The organism is Comamonas sp. AG1104 (assembly GCF_003350425.1).
GTDB classification, from domain to species: domain Bacteria; phylum Pseudomonadota; class Gammaproteobacteria; order Burkholderiales; family Burkholderiaceae_C; genus Comamonas; species Comamonas testosteroni.
The window spans coordinates 25734-50911 of the sequence record NZ_QQAS01000014.1; the positions used below are offsets into that span (position 1 = coordinate 25734).

The 25178-nt window shown below is 63.5% G+C and carries 23 protein-coding genes; 10 read left to right on the top strand and 13 right to left on the bottom strand.

Features of this window, described 5'->3' with window-relative positions:
* The first annotated feature begins 11 nt into the window (after positions 1-11).
* A complete protein-coding gene (locus DFO48_RS24210) occupies positions 12-4811 on the top strand; it encodes a DUF3320 domain-containing protein (protein WP_114865016.1) in 4800 nt (1599 codons plus the stop codon).
* A gap of 84 nt (positions 4812-4895) precedes the next feature.
* On the opposite strand, the gene DFO48_RS24215 is transcribed toward DFO48_RS24210, so the two are convergent.
* Positions 4896-5405, bottom strand: a complete 510-nt coding sequence (locus DFO48_RS24215; RefSeq protein WP_114865017.1) for a hypothetical protein — start codon at positions 5403-5405, stop codon at positions 4896-4898.
* A 153-nt stretch (positions 5406-5558) separates the two neighbouring features.
* On the opposite strand from DFO48_RS24215, the gene DFO48_RS24220 reads away from it, so the two are divergent.
* Positions 5559-6014 (top strand): helix-turn-helix domain-containing protein, encoded by a 456-nt coding sequence (locus DFO48_RS24220; RefSeq protein WP_003074838.1) that lies wholly within the window; start codon positions 5559-5561, stop codon positions 6012-6014.
* Between the two features lie 64 nt (positions 6015-6078).
* Here DFO48_RS24220 and DFO48_RS24225 read toward each other — a convergent pair whose 3' ends face one another.
* Both DFO48_RS24225 and DFO48_RS24230 read right to left on the bottom strand, forming a co-directional pair.
* Positions 6079-6594 carry a glycerate kinase gene (locus tag DFO48_RS24225; RefSeq protein WP_114865018.1) on the bottom strand — a complete coding sequence of 172 codons (516 nt, stop codon included), beginning with the start codon at positions 6592-6594 and terminating at the stop codon, positions 6079-6081.
* Between the two features lie 105 nt (positions 6595-6699).
* Positions 6700-7608: a LysR family transcriptional regulator gene (locus DFO48_RS24230; protein ID WP_233506519.1), complete on the bottom strand. Its 909-nt coding sequence runs from the start codon at positions 7606-7608 to the stop codon at positions 6700-6702.
* 95 nt (positions 7609-7703) lie between these two features.
* On the opposite strand from DFO48_RS24230, the gene DFO48_RS24235 reads away from it, so the two are divergent.
* Complete coding sequence (locus DFO48_RS24235; protein ID WP_114865019.1) at positions 7704-8687, top strand: aldo/keto reductase; 984 nt, start codon at positions 7704-7706, stop codon at positions 8685-8687.
* Positions 8688-8706: 19 nt separating this feature from the next.
* Here the strand turns inward: DFO48_RS24235 and DFO48_RS24240 are convergent, their stop codons facing one another.
* Positions 8707-9705 (bottom strand): GlxA family transcriptional regulator, encoded by a 999-nt coding sequence (locus DFO48_RS24240; protein ID WP_003074830.1) that lies wholly within the window; start codon positions 9703-9705, stop codon positions 8707-8709.
* 174 nt (positions 9706-9879) lie between these two features.
* On the opposite strand from DFO48_RS24240, the gene DFO48_RS24245 reads away from it, so the two are divergent.
* From DFO48_RS24245 to fghA, 3 genes are all read left to right on the top strand, one after another.
* Positions 9880-10683, top strand: a complete 804-nt coding sequence (locus tag DFO48_RS24245; protein ID WP_114865020.1) for a hypothetical protein — start codon at positions 9880-9882, stop codon at positions 10681-10683.
* A 149-nt stretch (positions 10684-10832) separates the two neighbouring features.
* Entirely contained in the window at positions 10833-11954 is a 1122-nt protein-coding gene (locus tag DFO48_RS24250; protein WP_114865021.1) for an S-(hydroxymethyl)glutathione dehydrogenase/class III alcohol dehydrogenase, read from the top strand.
* 252 nt (positions 11955-12206) lie between these two features.
* Complete coding sequence (gene fghA, locus DFO48_RS24255; protein ID WP_114865022.1) at positions 12207-13058, top strand: S-formylglutathione hydrolase; 852 nt, start codon at positions 12207-12209, stop codon at positions 13056-13058.
* Positions 13059-13109: 51 nt separating this feature from the next.
* Here fghA and DFO48_RS24260 read toward each other — a convergent pair whose 3' ends face one another.
* On the bottom strand, positions 13110-14099 hold the full coding sequence (locus DFO48_RS24260) for a sensor domain-containing diguanylate cyclase (RefSeq protein ID WP_233506520.1): 990 nt from the start codon (positions 14097-14099) through the stop codon (positions 13110-13112).
* A gap of 89 nt (positions 14100-14188) precedes the next feature.
* Positions 14189-14464, bottom strand: a complete 276-nt coding sequence (locus DFO48_RS24265; RefSeq protein WP_114865023.1) for a VF530 family DNA-binding protein — start codon at positions 14462-14464, stop codon at positions 14189-14191.
* A 243-nt stretch (positions 14465-14707) separates the two neighbouring features.
* Here DFO48_RS24265 and DFO48_RS24270 point away from each other — a divergent pair, with 243 nt between their 5' ends.
* A complete protein-coding gene (locus DFO48_RS24270) occupies positions 14708-15064 on the top strand; it encodes a cupin domain-containing protein (protein WP_003074818.1) in 357 nt (118 codons plus the stop codon).
* A 42-nt stretch (positions 15065-15106) separates the two neighbouring features.
* On the opposite strand, the gene DFO48_RS24275 is transcribed toward DFO48_RS24270, so the two are convergent.
* Positions 15107-15406: a putative quinol monooxygenase gene (locus DFO48_RS24275; protein WP_114865024.1), complete on the bottom strand. Its 300-nt coding sequence runs from the start codon at positions 15404-15406 to the stop codon at positions 15107-15109.
* 143 nt (positions 15407-15549) lie between these two features.
* Entirely contained in the window at positions 15550-17469 is a 1920-nt protein-coding gene (locus DFO48_RS24280) for an FAD-binding monooxygenase (RefSeq protein WP_114865025.1), read from the bottom strand.
* A gap of 136 nt (positions 17470-17605) precedes the next feature.
* Between DFO48_RS24280 and DFO48_RS24285 the strand changes: the two genes are divergently transcribed.
* A complete protein-coding gene (locus DFO48_RS24285) occupies positions 17606-18124 on the top strand; it encodes a MarR family winged helix-turn-helix transcriptional regulator (RefSeq protein ID WP_114865026.1) in 519 nt (172 codons plus the stop codon).
* 97 nt (positions 18125-18221) lie between these two features.
* Here the strand turns inward: DFO48_RS24285 and phnX are convergent, their stop codons facing one another.
* The 5 genes from phnX to phnD all read right to left on the bottom strand — a co-directional run bounded on the left by phnX (position 18222) and on the right by phnD (position 22899).
* The gene (phnX, locus tag DFO48_RS24290) at positions 18222-19085 is read right to left on the bottom strand and encodes a phosphonoacetaldehyde hydrolase (RefSeq protein WP_114865027.1); all 864 of its coding nucleotides are present in this window, start codon (positions 19083-19085) and stop codon (positions 18222-18224) included.
* A 58-nt stretch (positions 19086-19143) separates the two neighbouring features.
* Positions 19144-20232, bottom strand: coding sequence for an iron-containing alcohol dehydrogenase PsrA (gene psrA, locus DFO48_RS24295; RefSeq protein ID WP_114865028.1), 1089 nt, complete (start codon positions 20230-20232; stop codon positions 19144-19146).
* 119 nt (positions 20233-20351) lie between these two features.
* Positions 20352-21191, bottom strand: coding sequence for a phosphonate ABC transporter, permease protein PhnE (gene phnE / locus DFO48_RS24300; protein WP_114865029.1), 840 nt, complete (start codon positions 21189-21191; stop codon positions 20352-20354).
* Positions 21188-22033 carry a phosphonate ABC transporter ATP-binding protein gene (gene phnC / locus DFO48_RS24305; protein WP_114865030.1) on the bottom strand — a complete coding sequence of 282 codons (846 nt, stop codon included), beginning with the start codon at positions 22031-22033 and terminating at the stop codon, positions 21188-21190. The genes phnE and phnC overlap by 4 nt, the downstream gene beginning before the upstream one ends.
* Entirely contained in the window at positions 22030-22899 is an 870-nt protein-coding gene (phnD, locus tag DFO48_RS24310; RefSeq protein ID WP_003074799.1) for a phosphonate ABC transporter substrate-binding protein, read from the bottom strand. Before phnD ends, phnC begins: the two co-directional genes overlap by 4 nt.
* 175 nt (positions 22900-23074) lie before the next feature.
* Here phnD and DFO48_RS24315 point away from each other — a divergent pair, with 175 nt between their 5' ends.
* Positions 23075-24010, top strand: a complete 936-nt coding sequence (locus DFO48_RS24315) for a LysR substrate-binding domain-containing protein (protein WP_114865031.1) — start codon at positions 23075-23077, stop codon at positions 24008-24010.
* A gap of 173 nt (positions 24011-24183) precedes the next feature.
* A complete protein-coding gene (locus DFO48_RS24320) occupies positions 24184-25164 on the top strand; it encodes a tripartite tricarboxylate transporter substrate binding protein (RefSeq protein WP_114865032.1) in 981 nt (326 codons plus the stop codon).
* The last annotated feature ends 14 nt before the right edge of the window (positions 25165-25178 follow it).

Here is a 25178-nt window from a genome sequence, read left to right on the forward strand (position 1 = left end):
TTTGATACCCCATGCACGCAGACTCGAATTTCGCCCTCATCACCCGCCAGCTCGAAAAAGGCCGCCAGGCGCTGCTTGACCTGTCCACACGCAACCGGCTGCTGAGCCTGCCTCAGGCCGCCACGGCACGCGTGCTGCATTTTGCGGATGAACGCACGGACGAGGTCTATCGCCTGCTGGCGGGCGAAAGCAAAGCCATGAGCTTTGCGCCCGCCAGGACCGAGGAGGAGGAGCAAGTAGCCGCCGGCCCGGCCGAGGAACAAGAGACACAGACCGCCCTCGCCCTGCCCCAGCCCGAGGAGGGCGTCGACGAGCAGCTCGATGCGCGCGGTGTGGCCCAGCGCCATCGTGACCTGAAGCTGCAGACGCGCCTGTCCAGCGAGAAGCTGCAGCGCCGGCTGCTGGACATGTACTCCGATGCCCGCACCTTCATCGAGGAACAGGGCGTCAACATCCTGTTTCTGGCGCTGGGTCAGCTGCAGTGGTTCGACCGCAATGCCCCCGACAAGCCGCGTTTTGCGCCGCTGATTCTGCTGCCCGTGGCACTGGAGCGCAAAAGCGCGGCCGAACGCTTCACCCTGTCCTGGTTGCAGGAGGATGCGGCGGAGAACCTGTCGCTGGCCGCCAAGCTCAAGGCCGACTTTGGCCTCGAGCTGCCCGAATTCAATGCTGGCGACGACTTCGATCCCCGCGCCTACCTGGCCGCGGTCGCAACCATGGCCGCAGCCCAGCCCGGCTGGCAAGTGATGCCCGACGCCATGACGCTGGGTTTTTTCAGCTTTGCCAAGTTCCTGATGTACCGCGATCTGGACACTGCGACCTGGCCACCGGAGAAGCAGCTCGAGCGGCAGGCGCTGATTGCCGCCGCACTGCAGGACGGCTTTGAGGCACGCGAACATCTGTTCCCCGAAGACGCCGATGTGGACCAGCTGATCCCCGTGGACAGCCAGCGCCATGTGGTCGATGCGGACAGCTCGCAGTCACTGGCCATCGAAGCCGTGCGCCGAGGCGAAAACCTCGTCATCCAGGGCCCGCCGGGCACGGGCAAGTCCCAGACCATCACGAACGTGATTGCGGCAGCGATTGCCGGCGGCAAGAAAGTGCTGTTCATCTCAGAGAAGATGGCCGCGCTGGAGGTGGTCAACCGCCGCCTCAAATCCGTGGGCCTGGGGCCCGCCTGTCTGGAACTGCACAGCCACCATGCCAACAAGCGCAAGGTGCTGGAGGAGCTCAAGGCCACGCGCGATCTGGGCAGGCCGCGTGTGGAGCACCGCGAGCAGATCATCCATGAGCTGAGCAACGTGCAGCAGCAGCTCAACTCGCACAGCCGGACCATGCATCAGGCGCTCGCGCCCTGCGCACTCACGCCCTACCAGATCCTGGGCCAGCTGGCGCGGCTGGATGCGGTGCAGATCGCGCATCTGCCAGATCTGCTGCAAGGCGCACAGAACTGGTCGCCCGAGGACTTTCGTTCACGCCAGCAGATTGCCGAAGCGCTGCGCCAGGCGGCGTCCAAGGTGAGTCCGGTGACCGGGCACCCGTGGCGCGGCGTATGCCACCCGGCACTGCTCAAGCTGGATGCACAACGTTTTGAGCAGCAACTGCCGGCGCTGCAAGCAAAGCTGGCCCAGTTGCAGCAGGACGGTGCGCTGCTGGCGCAATCCCTGAGCGCACCGGCAGCGCAAACCATTCAGACCCTGCATGCGCAGATCACGCTGGCGCTACAGCTCGCCAGTGCCCCGGCCATAGACCGGCAGGCCGTCGCCAGCAGCATCTGGGATCAGGGCCTGGACCAGTTGCACAAGCTGCTCGAATGCGGCGCCCAGTTCAGCCGGCAGGCACAGAACCTGCGCAGCAGCTTTGCCGAATCCGCCTGGACGGCGGACTGGAACGCCCCACGCCAGAGCATCGCAGCACATGGCGACTCGCTGTTTCGCATTTTCAACGGCGGCTACCGCGCAGCGATGGCCAGCCTCAAGGGCCAGCTCAAGACGACATTGCCGAGCTCGCGTGCAGAACGTCTGAATCTGCTCGACAGCCTGATCGAAGCCCAGCAACTGCGCCAGAGCCTGAGCCAGCAGCAGACCCTGGGGGCCAATGCCTTTGGCAGCCTGTGGCAGGGCGAGCAAAGCAACTGGGCGCAATTGCAGGCCGTGCTGGGCTGGATGGCCGGCCCCGACGGGCAGGGCCGCAGTGCTGCCTTTCGCCAGCTCTATGCCCAGTTGCCATCGCCCGCACATTGCGCGGATCTGGCCGCCAAGGCCGATGCATCGCTGCAGGCATTCGAGGGCTCTGCGCAAAGCTTGCTGAGCGGCTACCAGCTCGATACGCAGGAAGCCTTTGGCGCCGCCGACCTGGCTCGCATTGCGCTGACCGACTTTGGCGAGCGCCTTGCGCAATGGATCGCCGAGCCCAACGCCTTGCTGGACTGGACCTCCTACCACGCCACCCGTGAGCAGGCACGTGCGGCCGGCATGGCCCCCCTGGTGCAGCAGCTCGAGAATGAATCCATTGCACAAGATGCCCTGCCCACCATCCTCGAGCGCGCTTATTACGAAGCGCTGCTGCGTCAGGCCACTCAGGCTCACCCCGAGCTGGTTGCGTTCAACGGCGATCAGCACAGCCAGAAGGTGCGCCAGTTCCGGGCGCTGGATCTGGAGCGCATCGAACTCGCGCGCGCCCAGTCGGCCATCTCGCATTACGAGCAGGTGCCGCGCAGCGCATCCGGCATGGGCCCGCTTGGCGTGCTCAATGGCGAGATTGCGCGCAAGCGCGGCCATATGCCGCTGCGCAAGCTGTTCAGGCTCGCTGGCGAAGCCGTCCAGGCCATCAAGCCCGTGTTCATGATGAGCCCTCTGTCCGTAGCCCAGTTTCTGGAACCTGGTGCGGTCGAGTTCGATCTGCTGGTGATTGACGAAGCCAGCCAAATCGAGCCCGTGGATGCGCTGGGCGCCATCGCCCGCTGCAAGCAACTGGTGGTGGTGGGCGATGACCGGCAGTTGCCGCCCACGCGATTTTTCTCGCGCATGACCAGCGAGCAGGACGACTTCGACGACGAGGACGAGAATGGGGACGCCAGCCAGTTCATCGCCACAGCAGCCGATGTGGAGAGCATCCTGAGCCTGTGCCTGGCCAAGGGCATGCCCCAGCTCATGCTGCGCTGGCACTACCGCAGCCGCCACCAGTCGCTGATTGCGGTGTCCAACCAGCAGTTCTACAACAGCGGCCTTTACGTCGTGCCCAGCCCCTTCACGGCCCGCTCGGGCATGGGGCTGCGCTTTCACCATCTGCCCGAAGGCCGCTTTGACAGCGGCGCCAGCCGCATCAACCGCATCGAGGCCCAGACCATTGCACGCGCCATCATGGAGCACGCACAGCAGTCGCCGCAGCTCAGCCTGGGCGTGGCCGCTTTTTCGTTGCAGCAAAAAGTCGCCATTCAGGACGAGCTGGAACTGCTGCGTCGCCAGCAGCCCGAGGCCGAGCCCTTTTTTGCCGCCCATCCCAACGAACCCTTCTTCATCAAGAACCTGGAAAACGTGCAGGGCGACGAGCGCGATGTGATCTTCATCTCGGTGGCCTATGCGCGCAACGCGCAGGGCTATCTGCCCATGCGGTTCGGTCCGGTGAGCGCCGACGGAGGCGAGCGCCGCCTGAACGTACTGATCTCGCGCGCCAAGCAGCGCTGCGAGGTGTTTTCGTCCATCACCGCCGAAGATATCGATCTGGAACGCGGCAAGGGCAAGGGCGTGGCTGCGCTCAAGGTATTTCTGCAATACGCGGCCACCGGCCAGTTGGCCCTGGCCGGTGTCAGCGGACGCGATCTGGAATCGCCGCTCGAAGAAGATGTGTACGAAGCGCTGACGGCACAGGGTCTGCAGGTGCAGACTCAGATCGGCATTGCGGGCTTTTTCATCGACCTGGCCGTGGTCGACCCCGAGCAGCCTGGCCGCTACCTGCTCGGAATCGAGTGCGACGGCATGAGCTATCACCACAGCCGCAGCGCGCGCGACCGTGACCGCCTGCGCCAGTCGGTGCTGGAGAGCCAGGGCTGGACGCTGCTGCGCATCTGGGGCTGCGACTGGTTCCGCCAGCCGCGCGCCCAGACCGAGCGCGTGCTGGCAGCCGTCGAAGCTGCCAGGCTGCGCAAGGATGCCGAACCAGTTCAGCCGGCAATAGCCACTTATCAGTCACAGACAGCCACAGAAGTCGTAGAGCGCGCAGCGCAGTCCGATGCCGGCAGCGCCGAGACGGAATCGGCCTCCGGCCCTGACGACAGCCTCTATCAGGAAGCCCGCTTTGCCGTTCCAGCCGGAGAGCTGCATCAGCAATCCACAGCGCAGCTGGCCCAGCTGATGCGCCGCGCGGTGGAGCTGGAAGGACCGATTCATTTTGACGAGCTGGTCACCCGCATGCGTACGCTCTGGGGTCTGCAACGCGCCGGCAGCCGCGTGCGCGATGCGCTGGAGCAGGCACGTCAATCGCTGCTGACCGATAAGGCACTGGCCGCAGAGGGTGAGTTTCTCGACCTGCCGGGACGAGCGGTGCGGGTGCGCAATCGCGCAGAAGTAGGCTCGGCCAATCTGCGCCGCATCGATTGCCTGCCGCCAGCCGAGATCCGTGCAGCGATTGCCCTGGCCCTCAGGACAAGCCTGGGCGGCCAGCGCGACGAGCTGCCCGCTGCGGTGACGCGGCTGCTGGGCCTGAGCGCTGTCACCGCGCCGGTACGCGAGCTGGTGCTGACGCAGCTCGATGCGCTGCATGGCAGCGGCGCCGTGGCATTCAACGGGACGCTGTACCGGCTGCCGACCTGAGTCCCGAGTCAGCAATGAAAACGCCCTGACTTTCTTCAGGGCGTTTTCATTGCACCAGGCCCCATGTCTGCAACGCGCTCTGCGTCAGCGGTCGTTGCTGACCTTGCGGTCCTCGCTCTTGGCCTCCTCCATGGCCTCGGGCTCCAGCTCCTCCGCCGAACGATTCAGGTGAACAAACACCCCCCAGCCGACCATGAGCATGCCGACGGCGACGACCAGGGCAGCGGAATACAGCAGCTTCTCGGGCTGCTCCTGGGCCTTGAAGGTGGCAACCAATCCCTCGATGGCAAGAGCGACCACCAGCACCACCATAAAGCGCGAGAGAAAGCGTCGCACTCTTGTCGGACCGCTGATATGGGCGTCGCGCACCACCTCTTCTTCAATCACGGTCTGGGAAATCTGCAGGGCCACCACGCCTGAGGCCAGAATGCCCAGCGCCTCCACCACATGCAGCGTGGCCTCCGGCTGCAGGCCGGCAGCAATCACGGCCCAGGCCTTGGTGACGGCCATCCAGATCAGGCACAACGCCGCCAGGCCGAACAGCAGGGCTATCAGCGAATGGGCCAGGGTGTAGAGCCAGTGAACAAGCTTCATGAGCAACTCCAAGACCGTGTTGACGATTCATCGCCGTCCATGCTTGCAGACTTGATCCGGCCTCTTCGTAGGACAGTCAAGAAAACTGGTGACTCAATGCAAAGAGCGCCCTGTTTGCCCTGAGCACTCCCCAAATTTGCCTACCATTGGCATATGCCTCGCCAGAACACCAGTCCCGCAGAGTTTCCGCCCGCCATTCTTTTGCAGATAACGCAGCTGGCCCAGCACATCGTGGCCCAGCGCAAGAGTCGGGGCGAAACACAGACGCAGTGGGCACAGCGGCTGGGTATTTCCCAGCCCACCATGGCACGCATCGAGCGCGGCGACCCGGCCGTTGCCATGGCGACCTATGTGTCCTGCCTGTGGCAGCTCAATCCCGAGCTGGATCTGACACGGCTGCTCGCCCCCAAGGCTCCAGCGCTGGCACCAGCATCCCGCCTGGATGCACCCTGCCTCGACATGCAAAGAGCCGTGGCGCCAAAGAGGGCAAAGTCCGTCGCCGAGCCTGCCATCAAGACCGCGCACCACGATGAGCAGCAGGCTCAGATTGAGCGCAATTTCGCTGCCGCCAAGGCCGCATTGGATTTTTTCAAAAGCCCGCTGTTCTGAAGTTTCAAAAGCACAAACCCCGGCCATCACTGACCGGGGTTTGGTGTTTTGGAGCAAAGCCCCATCAGGCCAGGTTTCGTCCCATGGCCAGCACAGCGGCCACATTGCGGGCGGCGCTGCGCACATTGTGCTCGGCCTCTTTCAGCGCATCGTCGATGCTACAGATGCGGCTGAGCACGCTGAAGATGGCGTCAATGCCATGGTCATGCACCACATGGGCATTGGTGCCCAGACCACCAGCGATGCCAATGACGGGCTTGCCATGCAGCCTGGGGACCGAGGCCACACCAAACGGTGTCTTGCCAAAAATGGTCTGCAGGTCGATACGGCCTTCGCCGGTGATGGCCAGATCGGCGTCACGCACGGCGGCGTCCAGGTCCACGGCACGGGCAATAATTTCGCAGCCGGGGCGCAACTGGCCTTTGAGGAAAGCCAGCATGGCCGCGCCCATGCCGCCTGCTGCCCCTGCGCCCGCAACAGCATCGACCTGCACGCCCAGGTCGCGTTCGATGATTTGCGCAAAGTGCTTGAGCACGGCGTCGAGCTGCTGCACGACTTCAGCGCTTGCACCTTTTTGCAGGCCAAAAACTGGTTACAGCGCGATTAGCCATCCTCTCCAGTCATCAGCCCCGGGCCGCTTGCAACTTGATTACACAAAGAGTAAGTAGACACTCAAAGTCAAACTTCAACCGCTGGCCCGAGACAACCTCAGGGCATGGCGTTCAAACAGCGCGATCAGATGATCGGCCACTGCGCGCACGCGCCGGGAATGCGCCATATCGCTGTGCATGACCAGCCATATGGTTTGATCCACGCCCAGCTCGGGTTGCAGGCAGACCAGGCCAGAGCGACTGGCCAGAAAATGCGGCAGCACCGCCAGCCCAAGGCCCGCCTCCACTGCAGCCAGCTGCACCGTCAATGTATTGGCCAGCATGCGGCAAGGCTTGCCTCGCAAGACTTTGTGCATCCATTGCGCTGCGGGTAGATGGGCATGTGACTCGGGCCAGCCAATCATGAGGTCATGCTCCCAGACCTGACTGGTAGGCCCGCCTGCCCGGTTTGCCACATAGGACTGCGCACCATACAGGCCCATGCCCAGTGTGCCCAGACGCCGTAGCCTGACATTGCCCGCCTCGGGTTTGACCATGCGCACCGCCATATCCGCATCACGCCGGTGCAGATTGACCGCCTGCACGCCGCTGACAATTTCCAGCTCCAGTTGCGGGTACTGGGCCAGCAATTGGGGCAGCGAATCCATGATGAGAGAGTTGGCCAGATTTTCAGCTGTGGCCAGGCGCACCGTGCCTGCAACCAACGTCTGCTGGCGGGCCAGATCACCAAAGGCATGAGCCGCACTTTCCAGCGCCTGTGCGCGCTCCAGCAAAGCCTGACCGTCATCACTTAGGCGATAGCCGCTTTGGTGACGGCTGAACAAGGGCACGCCCAATGCTTCCTCCAGCCGTTGCAGGCGGCGCGAGACTGTCGCAATGCCCAGGCCAAGCACCAGGGCTGCGGCACTGAGTGAGCCACCACGAGCCACGGCAAGGAAGATGCGGGCGTCATCCCACTGCACAGCAGTATCAAAGTCAGTCATTTTTCAAAAATGGAAAATTGCTTTTCAGGAAAGCCTCTATGAATATCAATTTTGAAAAATGATACTGCCAGCTCTCTGAAACCAGAAAGTCATCTATGCAATTGAGAACCTTGGGTCGCAGCTTGCAAGTCTCCGCATTGGGGCTGGGCTGCATGGGCATGAGTGAGTTCTATGGGCCCCGCGACGATGAACAGTCTTTGCAGACCCTGAACTGGGCTGTGGACCATGGCGTGAATTTTTTCGACACCGCTGACGGCTATGGCCATCACCACAACGAAGAGCTGCTGGCGCAATTTCTGCGTGGTCGTTCGCAACGCGTGAAAATCGCCACCAAATTTGGCATTGTGCGCAAGCAGGGCGACTACACGCGCAGCATTGACAGCAGTCCAGCCTATGCAAGGGCCAGTTGCGAGGCATCCCTGCAGCGTCTCGGTGTGGAGCAGATTGACCTCTTCTATGTGCACCGCATCAACTCTGAGCAGGCCATCGAAGACACCATGCAGGAGTTGGCCCGCCTTGTACAGGAAGGCAAGATCGCCCATATCGGCCTGAGCGAAGTCAGCGCCGCCACATTGCGCCGCGCCCATGCCGTACACCCTGTCACTGCCGTGCAAACCGAATATTCGCTGTTCACCCGCGATGTGGAAGCCGAGGTGCTGCCCACCTGCCGTGAACTGGGCATCGGCCTGGTGCCCTACTCTCCGCTGGGGCGTGGATTCTTGACGGGTCGTTTCCAGCATCAGGCCCCACAGGCAGTAGGAGACTTTCGCCCCAGCTTGCCGCGCTTTCAGGCTCAGAACATTGATGCCAACCGTGCGCTGGTGGATGCCGTCACCACCATCGCCCAGCGCAGACATTGCAGCCCCGCGCAGATTGCGCTCGCATGGTTGCTGGCACAAGGCGAGGATATCGTTCCCATTCCCGGAACCACACGTATTGCCCATCTGGCCGATAACCTGCAAGCGCTGCAGATCCATCTGGAAGCGCAGGAGCTGACCGCACTTGGGCAGTTGCAGCTAAAAACACCTGTGGCCGGTGCCCGCTACAGCGAAGAAGGCATGAAGGGCGTCAACGCCTGAGCCGCTTCAGCACCGGCCCTCAATCCCCGAAGCGCTCGCGGTAGGCCACGGGGGTGATGCCCAGCTTGCGCACAAACAGATGGCGCAGTGCCTGCTCCGAGCCCAGGCCCACCTTGGCTGCCACGGTCTTGAGCGGCAGGCCGCCCAGGTTTTCCAGCAACTGCTTGGCGCGCTCCAGCCGCGCGTTTTCGACAAACATGCTGGGGCTGCACCCTGTCTCCTGCTGAAAGACGCGCCGGAAGTTGCGCTCGCTCATCGCCGCCTTGGCGGCCAGCAGCGCCAGCGGCATGGGCTGATCAAGGTGCTCCAGCACCCATTGCTGGGCGGCCTGCACGCCGCTGTGCTGGGTGGACTGGGCCGCCAGCGAGACGCTGAATTGCGACTGCCCGCCGGGCCGCTTGAGGTACATGACCAGATCACGCGCCACATCCAGCGCCAGCGCGTGGCCAAAGTCCTGCTCCACCACGGCCAGGGCCAGGTCGATGCCCGCCGTCACGCCCGCCGAAGTCCAGTAACTGCCATCGCGCACATAGATCGCATCGGCATCCACATCAATCTTCGGAAAGCGCTGGGCCAACAACCCCGCCACGCTCCAGTGCGTGGCCGTACGCCGGCCATTGAGTACACCGGCTGCCGCCAGAAAAAAGCTGCCGCTGCAAAGCGCAATCATGCGTCCCACCAGCGGAGCCACGCGCGCCACCCAGTCCACCAGATTGGGGGACGCGGCCAGCACCTGCTCTATATGGCGCGAGCCCACCAGCAGCACGGTGCAGCCCGTGCCATCGGCTTCTAGCTGGGTCAGGGTGTGTGTGGCTTGCAGACCCATCAAGGTGTCTGATTGCACCAGCCCGGTCTGCGCCGCCACCACACGCACGGTATAGCCATCGGGCTGCCCCTTCTGGCGCAGATGCACATTGGCATAGTCAAACACCGACATGGGGCCAATGGCCTCCAGAGCCTTGAAGCCGGGGTAGACGACCAGATCGACGCGGTGCGCGCCCGCATGGCGATGTTCCATATCAAAAACAAGAGCTTGAAACGCAGGTAAATAAAGCGCCACAGGCTTGTTTTACGGACAAGCCCAAAGCAGATAGCAACGACTATACGCAGACCAGCCAGATCACTGATGCAGGCGCCTGGGCAACCACCGCTACAGTTGGGGAATCCCGATCTGAACCGCGCCTAAAGAACCATGATTCCTGGCCCATTGTTTTCCCTGCCCCAGTTGCTGTTGCTGCTCTACCCGTTCGTAGCCATGGCCCTGGGGGCAGGCCTGCTGCTCTACGGCCTGCACTGGCGTCATAAAAACCGGAAACTGCCAGCCGATCAGCGCCCGCGCTTCTGGCGCGCCAGCACCATCACTTTGAGTGTGATTGCCGTCGCTGGTTGCCTCTGGGGCGCGTTTTTGCAGTTCAAGAGCTGGCAGTTTCAGCAAGACTACGCGCTGCAATCCCACTACCGCCAAAGCCGCCAGCAGTTTGTGCTGCCGCAGGATTTTCAGTATGGCGAGCTGCTGATTCCCAAGGGCAGCCTCATCAACCGTTATGACCCGTTTGACAATGGCGAGCCGCAGCGCCCACTGCGCATGAGCCGCCTTGATGCCGTGCGCTTTGCCCACCCGGTGCAGGTTGCCGGCGTCTGGGCCACGGCCATGAGTGGGAGCCTGCTGGAGCTGGACCGCGACCAGCGCATCAGCCCGGTTTTCCATTTCGACCGCAAGGCCAAGGAAGGCTACGGCGACTGGGTGCTCGATCCTTCGCACCCTTATCTGGAGTGCAAAAAAGGCCAGCAGGCGCGCTTCGATGTGCCGCTGATCAAATACGACATCGTGGCCGAGTTTGGCAAGCCCGAGCCCGACGGCCCTGCCGCGCGCTTCAAGCCCAGCCAGTGGGCGGTGACGGAATGCTTCGGCGCGGAGTCGCTCGAAGTAAAGCCGGCCTATACCGAGGAAGGACCGGCAGATGCGCAGGCCCAGGTCTGGGAATTGAAAAACTAAGTTCCATCATCTGCGGCCAACAGACCCATCTGGTCGGCCATCGCTGTGGGCCGGCCACCTCACATGCTCTACAGTCCAAGGTTCGCAAAACGAAGTACGACAGAGGCTCTTTCCGCTTCGCTTTCCCCGCCTTCTACAGAAAGACAGTCATGAAATCACGCGCCGCCGTAGCCTTCAAAGCCGGAGAACCCCTGCAAATCGTCGAGATCGACGTCGCGCCGCCCAAGGCTGGCGAGGTGCTGGTCAAGATCACCCATACCGGCGTCTGTCACACCGACGCCTTCACCCTGAGCGGTGATGACCCCGAAGGCATCTTCCCCGCCGTGCTGGGCCACGAAGGCGCAGGCATCGTGGTGGAAGTGGGCGAAGGCGTGACCAGCGTGAAGCCCGGCGACCATGTGATTCCGCTGTACACCGCCGAATGCGGCGAATGCCTGTTCTGCAAGAGCGGCAAGACCAATCTGTGCGTGGCCGTGCGCGCCACCCAGGGCAAGGGCGTGATGCCCGATGGCACGACACGCTTCAGCTACAACGGCGAGCCCATCTATCACTACATGGGCTGCTCCACCTTCAGCGAATACACCGTAGTTGCCGCCGTCTCGCTGGCCAAGGTCAACCCCGATGCCAACCCCGAGCAGGTCTGCCTGCTGGGCTGCGGCGTGACCACGGGCCTTGGCGCCGTCAAGAACACCGCCAAGGTGCAGGAAGGCGACACCGTGGCCGTGTTCGGCCTGGGCGGCATCGGCCTGGCCGTGATCCAGGGCGCCAAGCTGGCCAAGGCCGGCCGCATCATCGCCGTCGACACCAACCCCGGCAAGTTCGAGCTGGCCAGGACCTTTGGCGCTACCGACTGCGTGAACCCCAAGGACTTCGACAAGCCCATCCAGCAAGTGATCGTCGAGATGACCGGCTGGGGCGTGGACCACAGCTTCGAATGCATCGGCAATGTGGACGTGATGCGCGCCGCGCTGGAATGCGCCCACCGCGGCTGGGGCCAGTCGGTCATCATCGGCGTGGCCGGTGCCGGCCAGGAGATCAAGACCCGCCCATTCCAGTTGGTGACCGGCCGCAAGTGGCTGGGTACGGCCTTTGGCGGCGTCAAGGGCCGCAGCGAGCTGCCCGGCATGGTGGAAGACGCCATGGCCGGCAAGATTCAGCTCGAACCCTTCGTCACCCACACCATGGGCCTGAAGCACATCAACGAAGCCTTCGAGCTGATGCACAAGGGCAAGTCGATTCGCTCGGTGGTGAACTACGCTGACGCTTCGTAACCGCCTGAGGCGCTTCGCCTGAGCGGCCCCGCGCCTTCCCCCTTTCTCGCTTCGCGGAAGGGGGACGAAACCCTCGGTGCGCGGCGGCGCTTCCTCGGTGCCTCATCGATGGGCCGCGCTAGTTTTGAAGAAGCACCCAGCGCTTTCAATTTCATAGCTGCTTGCGCATGCCTTGATTGACTTTCAAAGATAAAACTTCTGCAAACTCTTGGATAGCAAGCGTTGGCAGCTTTTCTTTTAGGAGTAACTCCCATGGAACTCAAAAACGCCCACGCCTGCTTTGGCGGCGCTCAGCGCTACTACGAACACCATAGTTCCGAGATCGGCCTCGCCATGAAGTTCTCGGTCTATCTGCCGCCCAAGGCCGTGATGGGCGAGAAGGTGCCGGCCCTGCTCTATCTGGCCGGCCTGACCTGTACCGAAGAAACCTTCATGATCAAGGCCGGAGCCCAGCGCCTGGCCTCCGAACTCAATATCGCCCTGATCTGCCCCGACACCAGCCCGCGCGGCGCGGGTCTGGCGGGAGAGGCCGATAGCTGGGACTTTGGTGTAGGCGCCGGCTTCTACCTGGACGCTACCACCAGGCCCTGGGCGCTGCACTGGCGCATGGAAAGCTACATCCTCAACGACCTGCTGCCCCTGGTCGGCAGCAAGCTGCCCGTGGACCTGCAGCGTCTGGGTATCTTCGGCCACAGCATGGGCGGCCACGGTGCGCTGACCCTGGCGCTGCGCCACCCCGGCCGCTTCAAGTCGGTCTCGGCCTTTGCACCGATTGCCAACCCCATCAACTGCCCCTGGGGCCACAAGGCGTTCAGCGGCTATCTGGGCGACGACAAGGCCGAATGGGCCAGACATGACGCCAGCGAGCTGATGAGCACGCAAGCCTCTGCCCCCTACCCCGCAGGCATCCTCATCGACCAGGGGCTGGCCGACAAGTTCCTGATCGAAAAGCAATTGCTGCCCGAAGCCTTCGAAGCCGCCTGTGCCAAGGCAGGCCAGCCGCTCACGCTGCGCCGGCATGCGGGCTACGACCATGGCTACTATTTCATCCAGAGCTTTGTCGATGACCATCTGCGCCACCATGCGCAGCAGCTGGGCGCCTGATCCAGCGGGCCTGGCTCGCCCCCCAAAGGGTCTGGCTTTAGCTGTCACACCTCAAGCAATGCAGTGATCCGCCGGGCCCCGATCCGCTACGATCGCCCGGTGGCCGCCTTGCAGCTTCGCGCTGTACAAGGCCTGATCGGCGCGGCGCATGATGTCCTCCAGGCTGCTGTCAGTCGGCATGAAATGCGCAATCCCGACGCTCAATGCGGGCACGGGACTTCCCGTGGCATACCGCTGCAGCGCCTGCTGTCCGGCCTCCAGCAGTTGCCGCGCCAAGCCGGAAACCTGGGCAATATGACGATCACAGCACAGAATGGCAAACTCGTCTCCGCCCAGACGACAGAACACATCCTCTGGAGCCAGCAACCAGCGCACGGCAGCAGCCAGATCACGCAGCGCCTGATCACCTGCAGGATGGCCCAGACCATCATTGATGGCTTTGAAGTGGTCTACATCAAAGCTCATGAGCCAGGCTGGCCGCCCCTGCAGCCTGTGAGCCGTATAGGCTTGAGCCAGCTCGCGCATGAAACCCCGGCGATTGCATAGCCCCGTCAACTCATCATTCAAGGCCTGCTCCTGCAACTGCTGCTGCATGCGCTTGCTGGCCGTAATGTTGCTGGCCACCCAGACCACGGCTCTCTCGCCCCAGAACAGCTCCCCCAAGGCACTGACGCGACCTTCAAACCAGATCGCCTCGGCGGGCCCTTCCAGGGGCAGACCCAGCACATCGTGCGCGCTCAGCTCATATTCCACGACCTGCATCTTCTGGCTGCTCAGCGCCTCCTGAATCTGCTGTATGAACCACTGAGCCTTGGCGGGAGCCAGCACATCGGCGATGGATTGACCGACCAGGGACGTTCCGTCATGGTAGTAACGCTGATCCTTGCCACCCAGAACTGCCGCGTAGCGCCCCGACGCCGTCAGGATGAAGGTTGGATCCGGCAAGCCGTTGCAAATGTTTTCGTACTGGCTGGCTGTGAAGAATGTGGTGTCGGACATGGGCACAAGCGAAGCGGGAACGACAAATTCTCGCAGAATCATTTTTTCGCCTTCCACCAGTGCAGCGGAGACATCCACAAGCAAGAAAACCGCCTGACGGCGGTTTCTCCTTGATGCGGTCCGGCGCCGGATCAGTCCTCGGACCGCTCGGCTCTCCTCGCGCGCCGCTGCTGCTCGCGCTCATCGGCACGCTGGGTCTGCACATACAGCTGCTCCACCTGTTCGCGCGCCCAGGGCGTCTTGCGCAGAAACTTCAGGCTCGAGGAGATGCTGGGGTCCAGATTGAAGCAGCGCACGGGCACGCGGCGTCCCAGCTCGCGCCAGCCGTAATAATCCACGAGATCGGTAACGATGCGCTCAAGCGTCAGCCCATGCAGCGGGTTGCGCGGTTGTTCTTGGGAAGTCATGGGCGCATTGTCGGGGAATCGCCCCCCAAGCGTCTGCTCCGGGGACAAACGCCACAGGCCACAGCGCCCCTCCCCCGCCCAGCCGGGGACATGGAAAATGCGCCACGCCAATGACATGGATTTGGCTTTCCTGCGCACCGACAAGAGATCACACTTTTGCCAACCGGCCTGACGACGGCCAGCCGCAGCGGGCGTGAACGCAGTTTGCCTCTATGGCCGTGACGAGGCGTGAAGGAGCACCGGATGTCCAAGCAACAGCAAGTCCCCGAAACCCGGGGGGTGGCAGTGCAAATACTGGCCACACTCGACCTCGGCCCCGAGATCGAAGGCATGGCGGGACGCCAGCTTCGCATGCGCCTGGTGACCATGGCGCCAGGCGGCGTCTTCGGCCCGGTTCACGACCACAGGGACAGACCTGGCATGGTCTACATCCTCGAAGGATGCATCACCGACCATCGAAATGGCGTGGCCACCGACTATGGCCCGGGCGTGGGCTGGCCCGAAGACAGAAACACCACGCACTGGCTGGAAAACCGTTGCGCCGTGACGGCGGTGGAGATCTCGGTCGACATCATCAAGCTGCAGCCAGGGACGAACTAGGCGCTTCACGCTGGCGGCTGGCACCGCCTTGCTGCAGCCAGCTCAGGTGGCACGCGGTGCCTGCACCTCGTAGAGCCTCAGATCCCGCTGCCCGATGCCCAGCTCCGGCCAGACCGCGCGCCAGACCTGAATGTGCGCGGATGCGAAATGCGCATCCAGCGCCGCCTGATCCGCCCACAGCTCCTTCACATGGATCAGCCCCGGCACCAGCACATCCTCGGCATAGCCGTACTCAAGACAGCCCTGCTCGGCACGCGAGGCCTCCACCATGGCACGCATGGCAGGTCGGGCAAGCGCCAGGTTTTCGGATGGCAAACGCACCGTACCCACGATCAACAGCATGTCTTCTCCCCTTCAGCACAGGCAAACATCGTAGCAAGCAGCGCCCACTCACCCTGCCTCGGATGCGAAAAAGGGAGAGCCATGCCCTCCCTGAAACGCCTTCCAGGCATTGATGCTGCTCAGCAGTCCCGGGGCGCGGGCTCTCAGGCCCGCATGAAAGACTCGAAATACGCGCTCAATGCAGCGTGGTCGCCCAAGGGCAGCACCTGAGCCACATACTGGTCGGGACGCACCACCACCAAAGCGCCCTGCTGGCGGTCGATGCCGCGCAGCTCGAAGATGTCCTGACCGGCATTCTTCAGATCGGGGCTGAACACCTTTTCATAGTCGATCATTCCCAGCTGGCCCTTGGGGGGCAGCAGCAAGGCGGGCAGCGTCTCCAGCGCCACCTCGGTATAGGCCTGCGGGAAGACTGCACGCAGATCAAAGATGCTGTCGATATCCTGGCCAGCCGGCGTGAAGCGGCGCAGCGGCGATGCCGCGTCACCCTCAAGGAAGCGGCACAGCGCCAGCAGGCCCGACTCGGGCTGCGCCAGGTCGTTCTGAGCTGCAAACGCATACAGGCGCCAGCGGCCATCGGCCTTGCCGCAGTGACCCAGCTGCACGGGCTTGGCATCGCAGACGCGCACCACCGGCGCGGAATGAAAGCGCATGCCCACTGTGAAGCCGCTGGCCAGTGCCTGATGCTTGGCCTGCCCCGTCAGCAGCGAGGGCGCATAGTGCGTGCCCACGCCGGCCGTGAAGCGGCCATGCTGCTCGAAGTACTTCTGGAACTCCTTGGGGTCCACGCCGCCCTGGCCGCCTTCCTTGGCCGGGTCGCTGAACATCTTGGCCCATTCGCGGTCAAAGTCGATCAGTTGCTGGGCCACGACCTGGCGCTCGGACGAATAGGTGTGCAGCAGCTCGGGCGCACATTGCTTGCGCAGCACGGCGGCCAGCTTCCAGCCCAGGTTGAAGCTGTCCTGCATGGAGAAATTCATGCCCTGCCCGGCCTTGGGGCTGTGGGTGTGGCAGGCATCGCCGGCGATGAAGACGCGCGGCAGGGGCGAGTCCGGTGTGGCCACGGCATCGGTCACATCGTCATATTTGGCGCAGATGCGCTGGCCGATCTCATACACCGACCACCAGGGCACATTCTTGACTTCGAGCTTGTAGGGGTGGAGCACGCGCTGGGCGGTTGCTATCAGCTGCTCCACCGTGATGTTGCGGCTGGCCACGCGCTCGTCGGCATCGAGCTTGTCCATCTCCACATAAAAGCGCACCAGATGACCGCCTTCGCGCGGAATGATGAGCACATTGCCCTGCTCGGACTGAATGGCCACCTTGTAGCGCACATCGGGGAAGTCCGTCACGGCCAGCACATCCATCACGCCCCAGGCCTGATTGGCCGAATCGCCGACCAGCTGGCGGCCGATGGCCCGGCGCACATTGCTGCGCGCGCCGTCGCAGCCCACCACATAGCGGGCCTGCACGGTTTCAATCTGACCGGCATGGGCGGCGTCGCAGCGCTCCAGCGTCACGGTGACCGGATAGTCCGCTGCGCCGTGGTCGATCTTCACATCCAGCACCCGGCGGGCGTAGTGCGGCTCCAGACGGCTGGGCGAGTTGCGCATGCGCTCCAGATAGTGGTCGTGCACGCGCGCCTGGTTCAGGATGACGTGAGGAAACTCGGACAGACCGTCTTCCGTATCCTGCACGCGGCCATGGCGGGCGATCCGGCCGGGCTGGCCGGGGTCTGGCTTCCAGAAGGTGACGTCGTTGATCCAGCAGGCCTCCTTGAGGATGGAATCGGCAAACTCGAAGGCCTCGAACATTTCCATGGTGCGGCAGGCAATACCGTCGGCCTGGCCCAGCTCCATCGGGCCTTCCTTTTGCTCCACGATGCAGGTACGGATGTCCGGGAAGGCCGCCAGCTGCGCGGCCAGCGTCAGGCCGGCAGGGCCGCAGCCCACGATCAGCACATCGACTTGCGAGGGCACGGCCTCGGTATGGGCAGGGGCCAGCGGCGAAGCCGGAGCGATCAAGGGGTTGCCGGGACGAAAACCGTTCAAATGAAACTGCATGGAGGCCTCAAGTTCTTCAAGTACGCAGACGCCAGTGTCTGCCCAATCAGTCCGCACACAAATAGTATGTATGCATACCAAATGCATGCATCGTATTATTCGAACCTTGAAATGCCAACCCCACCTAGGGAAAACCATGATTAACTCTGCACTGCCAAACGCTGCCTCAGACAGCGCCAGCAGCCCCCCCTTGTTTCCACGCCTGGAGGTGGAAACCTTTCCCGGCCACGGCATACGCCGCCTGCAGCAAGTGGCCGTGGCCGTGTTCAGCCAGGCCACGGAAGCCTGGGGCGTGACGCCGCTGCAATTTGCCGTGCTGCAAAAACTGGTGCATCTGCCGGGCATAGACCAGCGCACGCTGAGCATGGAGGTGGGCTTTGACAAATCCACCATCGGCGGCGTGATCGACCGCCTGGAAGCACGTGGTCTGCTGCAGCGCCAGCACACGGCCAAGGATAGACGCGTGCGCCTGCTGTCCCTGACGCCCGAGGGCCAGGCCCTGCTGACCGACGCCGGCCCGTCCGTGCTGCAAGCCCAGCAGCAGATGCTGGACCCGCTGAGCGAGACCGAGCGCGAGCTCTTCACACAGCTGATGCGCAAGGTCATCGAGCATCACGAGCAGCTCGCCCCCGAAGCGCAGACGCCCGCAGGCTGAGCCCCAACCGCAGAAAAAAGCCCCAGGCCGTCAGACCTGGGGCTTGGCTGTTCAGGGCCGGGCTTGCAACCGGGTCTGCAAGCTGCCGAACCGAGTCCTAGAACGGCATTTTTCCGGCACGCATCTCGGCCGCGATCTGCACCAGCACAGCCGGCAGATCGGCCACGCTGCGCACCACGTAATGGGCCCCTGCCTTTTTGAGCTTGGCTTCGGCCACGGCGACACGGGCCTCGACCTCTTGCTCGGGCGCACTGGCAAACTCCTGCACGCTATAGCCGACCTCGTTGCCCGACAGGCTCAGGCCCACGGTCCACATGCCTGCGCGCAGACCCTCCTCAATGCCGGGCACGGTGTCGTCCACCTTCACGCAGGCACGCACATCGCCAATGCCCAGCGCCAGCACATTCGCCAGTGCCATGAACGGGCCGGGACGACCGCCGGCTTCCAGCTCGTCGCCCGCCACCACATAGTCGAGCTTGAGGCCTGCGCCCTCGGCCTGCGGCAGCAACTGGTTGAGCACCTCGCGCGGGTAACCCGAGCAGGAGCCGACCTTCAGGCCCTGGGCGCGCAGCCATTGCAGCGTCTGCACAGCGCCTGCTATGGGGGCCGAAAATTCGCCCACCTTGGCAATCTGCAAAGGCATGAAGCGCGCGTAGATGGCATCCACATCCTCATCGGTCGGTGTCCGGCCAAAAGCGGTCTGCCACTGCGCGGCAATGCTTTCATCCTGCAGCAACTGGTGGATATGGTCCCATTTGGACAGACCCATGGGCCCGCGCGCCTGGGCCAGGGTGATGGTGATGCCGAAGCTGGCAAAGGCTTCGACAAAAATCTGCGTGGGTGCGAGCGAACCAAAGTCCACCAGCGTGCCGGCCCAGTCAAAGATGACGGCTTGCAGTGGCGACAGATCGGCGGCGGGCTGGGACAGCACCAGAGTTTCAGCTTGAGCGATGGAGTTCATGGTTTTCAGTGGTGGCTTCAAGAGGATGGAAAGCGGAAACCGGCTCAGGTTCCGGGACTCAGTTCAGAGAGCGAATGAAGTTGCGTCCGCGCGGGCCGCTGGCGGCTTTTTGCACCATGGCGCTCCAGGCCTGTGGAGGCACGCCATAGTGGGCCGGATCGGTGGCAACGCCCAGCCCTTGCAGAACGCTGCGCAGACGCTCGACGGCCGCAGCGGGCGTGCTGGCATCGAAGATGGAGAGCAAGGCCGCATCGGCCGCAGCATCTGCGCCCAGCGCCATCTCCAGCACCAGGGGCAGGCTGAACGAGCAGGCCAGACCGTGCGGCACGCCATGCTGCAGCGTAATGTCGTAGGACAGCGAATGCGCCAGCGCGGTCTTGGTGTTGGAAAACGCCAGGCCGGCCATCAGCGCTGCCTCAGCCATCTCGCTGCGCAGCTGCGCGCTGCCCAGATCCTGCATCAGCGCGGGCAGCGTGACCAGGGTTCGGCGCGCCGACTGCACGGCCAGTGCCATGGAGACCGGGTTGCGGTTCACGTTCCAGATGGATTCCAGCGCATGCGACAGCGCATCCAGCCCCGAGGCCAGAGTGGCACCGGCCGGCAGGCTGGTCATCAGCTCGGCATCGATCACTGCGACCTCGGGCCAGGTGCAGGACTGGTGCAGCGAATACTTCTGGCCGGCGGCCTGATCCCAGATCGTGGCCCAGGGCGTGACTTCGCTGCCGGTTCCGGCCGTGGTGGGGATGGCGATCAAGGCCTTGTGCCCTTCCTGCCCCAACTGGCCGCCCTGCTTGAGCAGTGCCAGCAGGTCGGCAAACCGGCCACCGGGTGTGTGGCAGATCAAGGCCTTGGCCGAGTCGATGGCGCTGCCGCCACCCAGGGCCACGATCACGGGCACCTCGGCATGGTCGCGCTGCACCTGCTCGTACAGCGGCGCCAGCCACTGCACATCGGGATTGGGGGCAATGCTGTCGATCACGCCGCGCAGCTGCGCCCCCAGCAACTGGCGCATGCGCTGCACCAGGCCCAGGCTTTCAGCCTCGGGAAAAGTGACCAGCAGGCAGCTGCGCCCGGCCAGCAAGGCCGGCAGCTGATCGAGACTGTTGCGACCCACGCTGATGTGCACGGGGTTGTGATAGGTCCACACGAGAAAGCCTTTTGACGTTTTTGAGCGAAATCAGCCCTTGGCGCTTATGCAACAAGCGCTGATAGCTCATATTTTTGATATTTTCAAGCACTGCGGCGCACACCGGCACCGCGGCGAAATCAGTGGCGAGCGCCCTGCTGTATGCGGCTGCGCAGCCAGTTCGATGCCATGTCGGCGGCAATCACCATCACCGTGATGACGATGATGCAGGTCGCGGTCTCCTGGTAGCGGAACAGCTTGAGGCTGCTGACCAGCTCGAAGCCCAGACCGCCCGCCCCCACCATACCCAGCACGGTGGCCGAACGCAGATTGACCTCGAAGCGGTAGAGCACCACGGCAATCCAGGCGGTGATGACCTGCGGCACCACGCCAAAGGCGATGATCTGCAGCTGGCTGGCGCCGGCGCTGCGCAATGCCTGCAGCGGGCCGTCGTCGATCTCCTCGATCGCTTCGGCAAAGAACTTGGCCAGCATGCCCATGCCGTGCAGGGCCAGGGCCAGCACGCCGGGAAAGGGCCCCAGGCCCACGGCCGAGACAAATACCAGCGCCAGAATCAGCTCGTTGATGCTGCGGATCACATTGAGAAACTGGCGCGTGATGCGGCGCAGCCAATGCCAGCCGTGCAGATTGCCGGCCGCAACAAAGGACAGTGGCAGCGCCAGAATCACGCTGAGCAAGGTGCCCCAGATGGCGATCTGTATCGTCTCCAGCGCCGGTGCCCACAGGCGCGGCAGCATGCTCCAGTCCGGCGGCACCGAGCGCGAGAGAAAGTCGCCAATCTGCGGCATGCCGCCCGCCAGCTCGCTCCAGCTCATCTGCGCGCCCGCAGCGCTCCATTGCAACACCCAGGCAATGACCAGGGCCAGCGCGGCATAGCCCAGCCAGCCGCCCTTGCCTTGCGGACGCGCGGCCGTCCATTGCCAGCGGTCTGGCGTGTGCGTCAAGCTGTGGCTGTTCATTGCAGACCTCCTGCGGCAGTGGCTGGCGACATCGCCCCTGGCAGCCAGTTGCCGACTGCGGTGCTGCTGAGATGCAGCGCAGCGCCCTGCTCTGGGGCATGTCCGACGGGCTGCGGCTCGCCGCTGTAGATGGCGTTGAGCGCGGCCTCGTCCAGCATGGCCGGTACGCCATCAAACACCATGCGCCCCTGGGACAGACCGACGATGCGATCACCAAACTCCCGGGCGTAATCGACCTGGTGCAGATTGCAGACCACGGCAATGCCCAGCTCGCGCGTGGCATCGCGCAGATACTGCAGCACGCTGCGCGCGGTCTTGGGGTCCAGGCTGGCCACGGGCTCGTCGGCCAGAATCACCTGCGGCTGCTGCGCCAGTGCACGGGCAATGCCCACGCGCTGCATCTGCCCGCCCGAGAGTGCCTCGGTGCGCTCATCGGCCTTGTGGGCCAGTCCCACACGCTGCAGGCATGCGTCGGCCAGTGCGATATCGCTTTGCTTGAACAGCTGCAGCATCGAGGCCAGCGTGCCGACCTGCCCCAGCCGCCCCGTGAGCACGTTCTTGCGCACCGACAGGCGCTGCACCAGGTTATGGTGCTGGAAGACCATGGCCACATGGCGGGCCAGCTCACGGCGCGAGTGCTTGCGCATCAGGTCGATGCCGCCCACCTGCAGCTGGCCGCTGTCGGGCTGGTTCAGCCCGTTCATGCAGCGCAGCAAGGTGGACTTGCCCGCGCCCGACAGGCCCAGCATGACCACGAACTCGCCGGCCTTCACATCCATGTCGATGCCATGCAGCACATGGTTGCTGCCATAGCTTTTGCGCAGATTTCGGATGCTGATCATTTCATCTTCCCGAGGTCCAGGTTCAACGCCTTGGCGGTCTGGCGCACCACGTCATAGGCCTGATCGTTGGTTGGAGCAAAACCATTGAGCTCGCCACGGTCGCCCCAGGGCAGGCCCTTGATCTCGGCCAGTGCCGCAGCCACTTTCTTCTTGGTGGCTTCGTCCAGATTCTTGCGCCACGCCATGGGCGACTCGGGGATGTCCTTGGAGCGCCAGATGACCTGGAAATCCTCGGCCTTCACATGGCCCTTGGCGACGGCCGTCTGGAAGATGGGATCGGCCACGGCCGCCGCATCCACCTTGCCGTTGGCCACGGCCATGATGCTGGCGTCGTGCGAGCCCGAGAAGATCACGCGGGAGAAATACCTGTCGGTATCGATGCCCTCGCCCTTGAGGCCAGCCTTGGGAAACAGATGGCCCGATGCCGAGCTGGGATCGACAAAGGCAAAGGTCTTGCCCTGCAGCTGAGGCACGGTGCCCAGGCCTTTGTCCTTTTTGCTGATGATGATGCTGTTGTACGAGCTCTTGCCCGATTTCTTGGCCACGGGAATGGCGAATGCCTCGGCGTTCGCCAGTTGGCTGGCCAGCACATAGGAGAAGGGGCCGAAATAGGCCACGTCGATCTTGCCCGAGCGCATGGCCTCGATCACGCCGTTGTAGTCATTGGCCACAAAGGGCTTGATCTTCAGGCCGGTCTTGGCGGCCAGCTGGTCCATCACCTGCTGGCTGGCGCGCATCATGGCCTGGGCGTCCTCGGAAGGGATCAGGCCCACGCGCAGCTCGGTGGGCTGCTGCGCCATGACGCCGGTGGTGGCGGCCAGGGTCAGGCTGGCGACTGCGGCCTTGAGCCAGGTTTTGCGGGTCATCGTCACGGAATTCATCCTTTGCATGTGCGTGTGAAGTGCAGCTTTTCCGGGCTGCCGTCGCACCGTCATTGCAGTGCGTTGACGCAAATATTAGGGACGACATATGACTGTCATGTGAAGGTTTAAGAATCAGTTTTGACAGCTTCCATAGATCAAACCTTGAGATGAAATTGGCATGAGCACCGCCCGCTACCGAGCTTTTATCGCAGTGGCCCAACAAGGCAGCCTGAGCGCAGCCGCCCGCGCTTTGGGCGTGAGCCAGCCCACGGTCTCCAGCCAGATCGCCACGCTGGAGCGGCAAAGCCAGATCGAACTCTTCCATCGCCAGGGCTATCGCATGACGCTGACTGGCGCCGGCCACAAGCTCATGACACTGGCGCAGAAGCTGCTCGTACTGGAGGCGGAAACCGAGTTCTTTCTGCGCGACTCGGGCCAGCTCAACCAGGGCGAACTCAAGATCGGCGCCGTGGGGCCGTTTCATGTGATCGAGATGGTGGCGGCCTACAGCGCCCGCCATCCCGGCATGAAGCTGTCGATCCGCATGGGCAACTCGCAGCAGGTGCTGCACGATCTGGAGAACTACACCACCGATGTGGCGGTGCTGGCCGGCCTGTATGACAGGCCCGAGCTGCTGGTGCGCGAATATGCGCGCCATGCCATCATCCTGTTTGCCCATATCGACCATCCGCTGGCAAGGCGCGAGCAGGTCGAGCTGGCCGAGCTGCACGGCCTGCCGCTCTTGCTGCGCGAGCAAGGCTCGACCACGCGTACGGCCATCGAAAAAGCGCTGCAGACGGCCGGCGTGAAGCCCCGCACCCAGCTGGAGATCGGCAGCCGCGAAGCCATACGCGAGGCCGTGGCGCGCGGCCTGGGCATCGGTGCCGTGTCCGAGGCCGAATTCATTGCCGACCCGCGCTTTCGGCCCGTGCGCATTGCCGGCGACCCGGCAAGCACCACCACCTACGTCTACTGCATGAAGGAGCGCAGCGAAAGTCTGCTGGTGCGCTCCTTCCTCAAGGCCATTGATGGTGGCGCGCTACCCGGCCTGACTGCTGCCCTGCAGAGCGCTCCAAAACCCTTGATCGCCACAACGGCCAAGAAGCTGGCGTAATTCGTCAAACCCTCTGTCCTCCTTGCGCCGAGAATTTTTGACAGCGCTGCCCGGGCAATCAGTTCCCGGCCGGCGACAGTCCTGCAGATTGGCCCCGGACAAAGCACTGTCCGCAGAGCGTTCATAGACGCAGCGGGCAGGCTGCCGGGCAGTCAAAAACAGAGGAGACAAAGATGAAACAAACCATGCCCTGGAAGGCCGTTGCCCTGGCTACCGGCCTGAGCCTGAGTGCAGCGGCCATGGCGCAGCAAGCGCCCTGGCCCGTCAAGCCCATACGCCTGGTAGTCGGCGGCCCGGCCGGCGGCAATGCCGACTCGCTGGCGCGCCTGCTGGCCGACGGCATGCAAAAGCAGCTGGGCAAGCCGGTGATTGTCGAATCCAAGCCCGGCGCGGCCGGCGTGCTGGCCGTCAACGACCTGCTCGCCAACGGCAAGGATGCCCATACGTTCTTGCTGATCCAGGGCGGCATCGTCAGCGAGACACCGCTGGCCTACAAAGTCAGCTACCAGCCGTTCAAGGATCTGAAGCCGCTGGCCCAGCTCAGCCGCAACGGCCTGGTGCTGATTGCCAACAAGGACTTCCCGGCCAGCAATCTGCAGCAGCTAGCCGACTATGGCAAAAAGCAGCCCGACGGACTGGACTTTGCCTCGTATGCCACGGGCATGCGCGGCCATACCTCGGGCATGCTGCTGGGGCAGTTGCTCAATATCAAGATGAAGCACCTGGGCTACAAGGGCTCTCCCCCGGCGCTCAGCGACCTCATGGGCGGCCATGTGCCGCTGATGATGGACGGGCTCACCACCGCCCTGCCGCTAATCAAGGCCGGCAAGGTCAAGCCGCTGGCCGTGAACTACCCCACGCGCATGGTGCAACTGCCCGATGTACCCACCTTCAAGGAACTGGGCTACCCGCAACTGTCCGAGGTGAGCTGGTTCGGCGTCTGGTCGCGCCCCGATATCCCTGCCGATGTGCAGGCCAGGGTCAGAGAGATTGCGCTGCAGTATTTCAAGCAGCCCCAGGTCGAAGCCAGGCTCAGGGACATGGGCATGGAACCCGGCACCGACGCGACCCCGGAAGCGCTGATGAGCGAGCTGCAGAAGGCCTATCAGCGCCAGCAGGCCTTGCTCAAGTCCATTGATTACCAGCCTCAGTAAACAGTTCAGGTGTC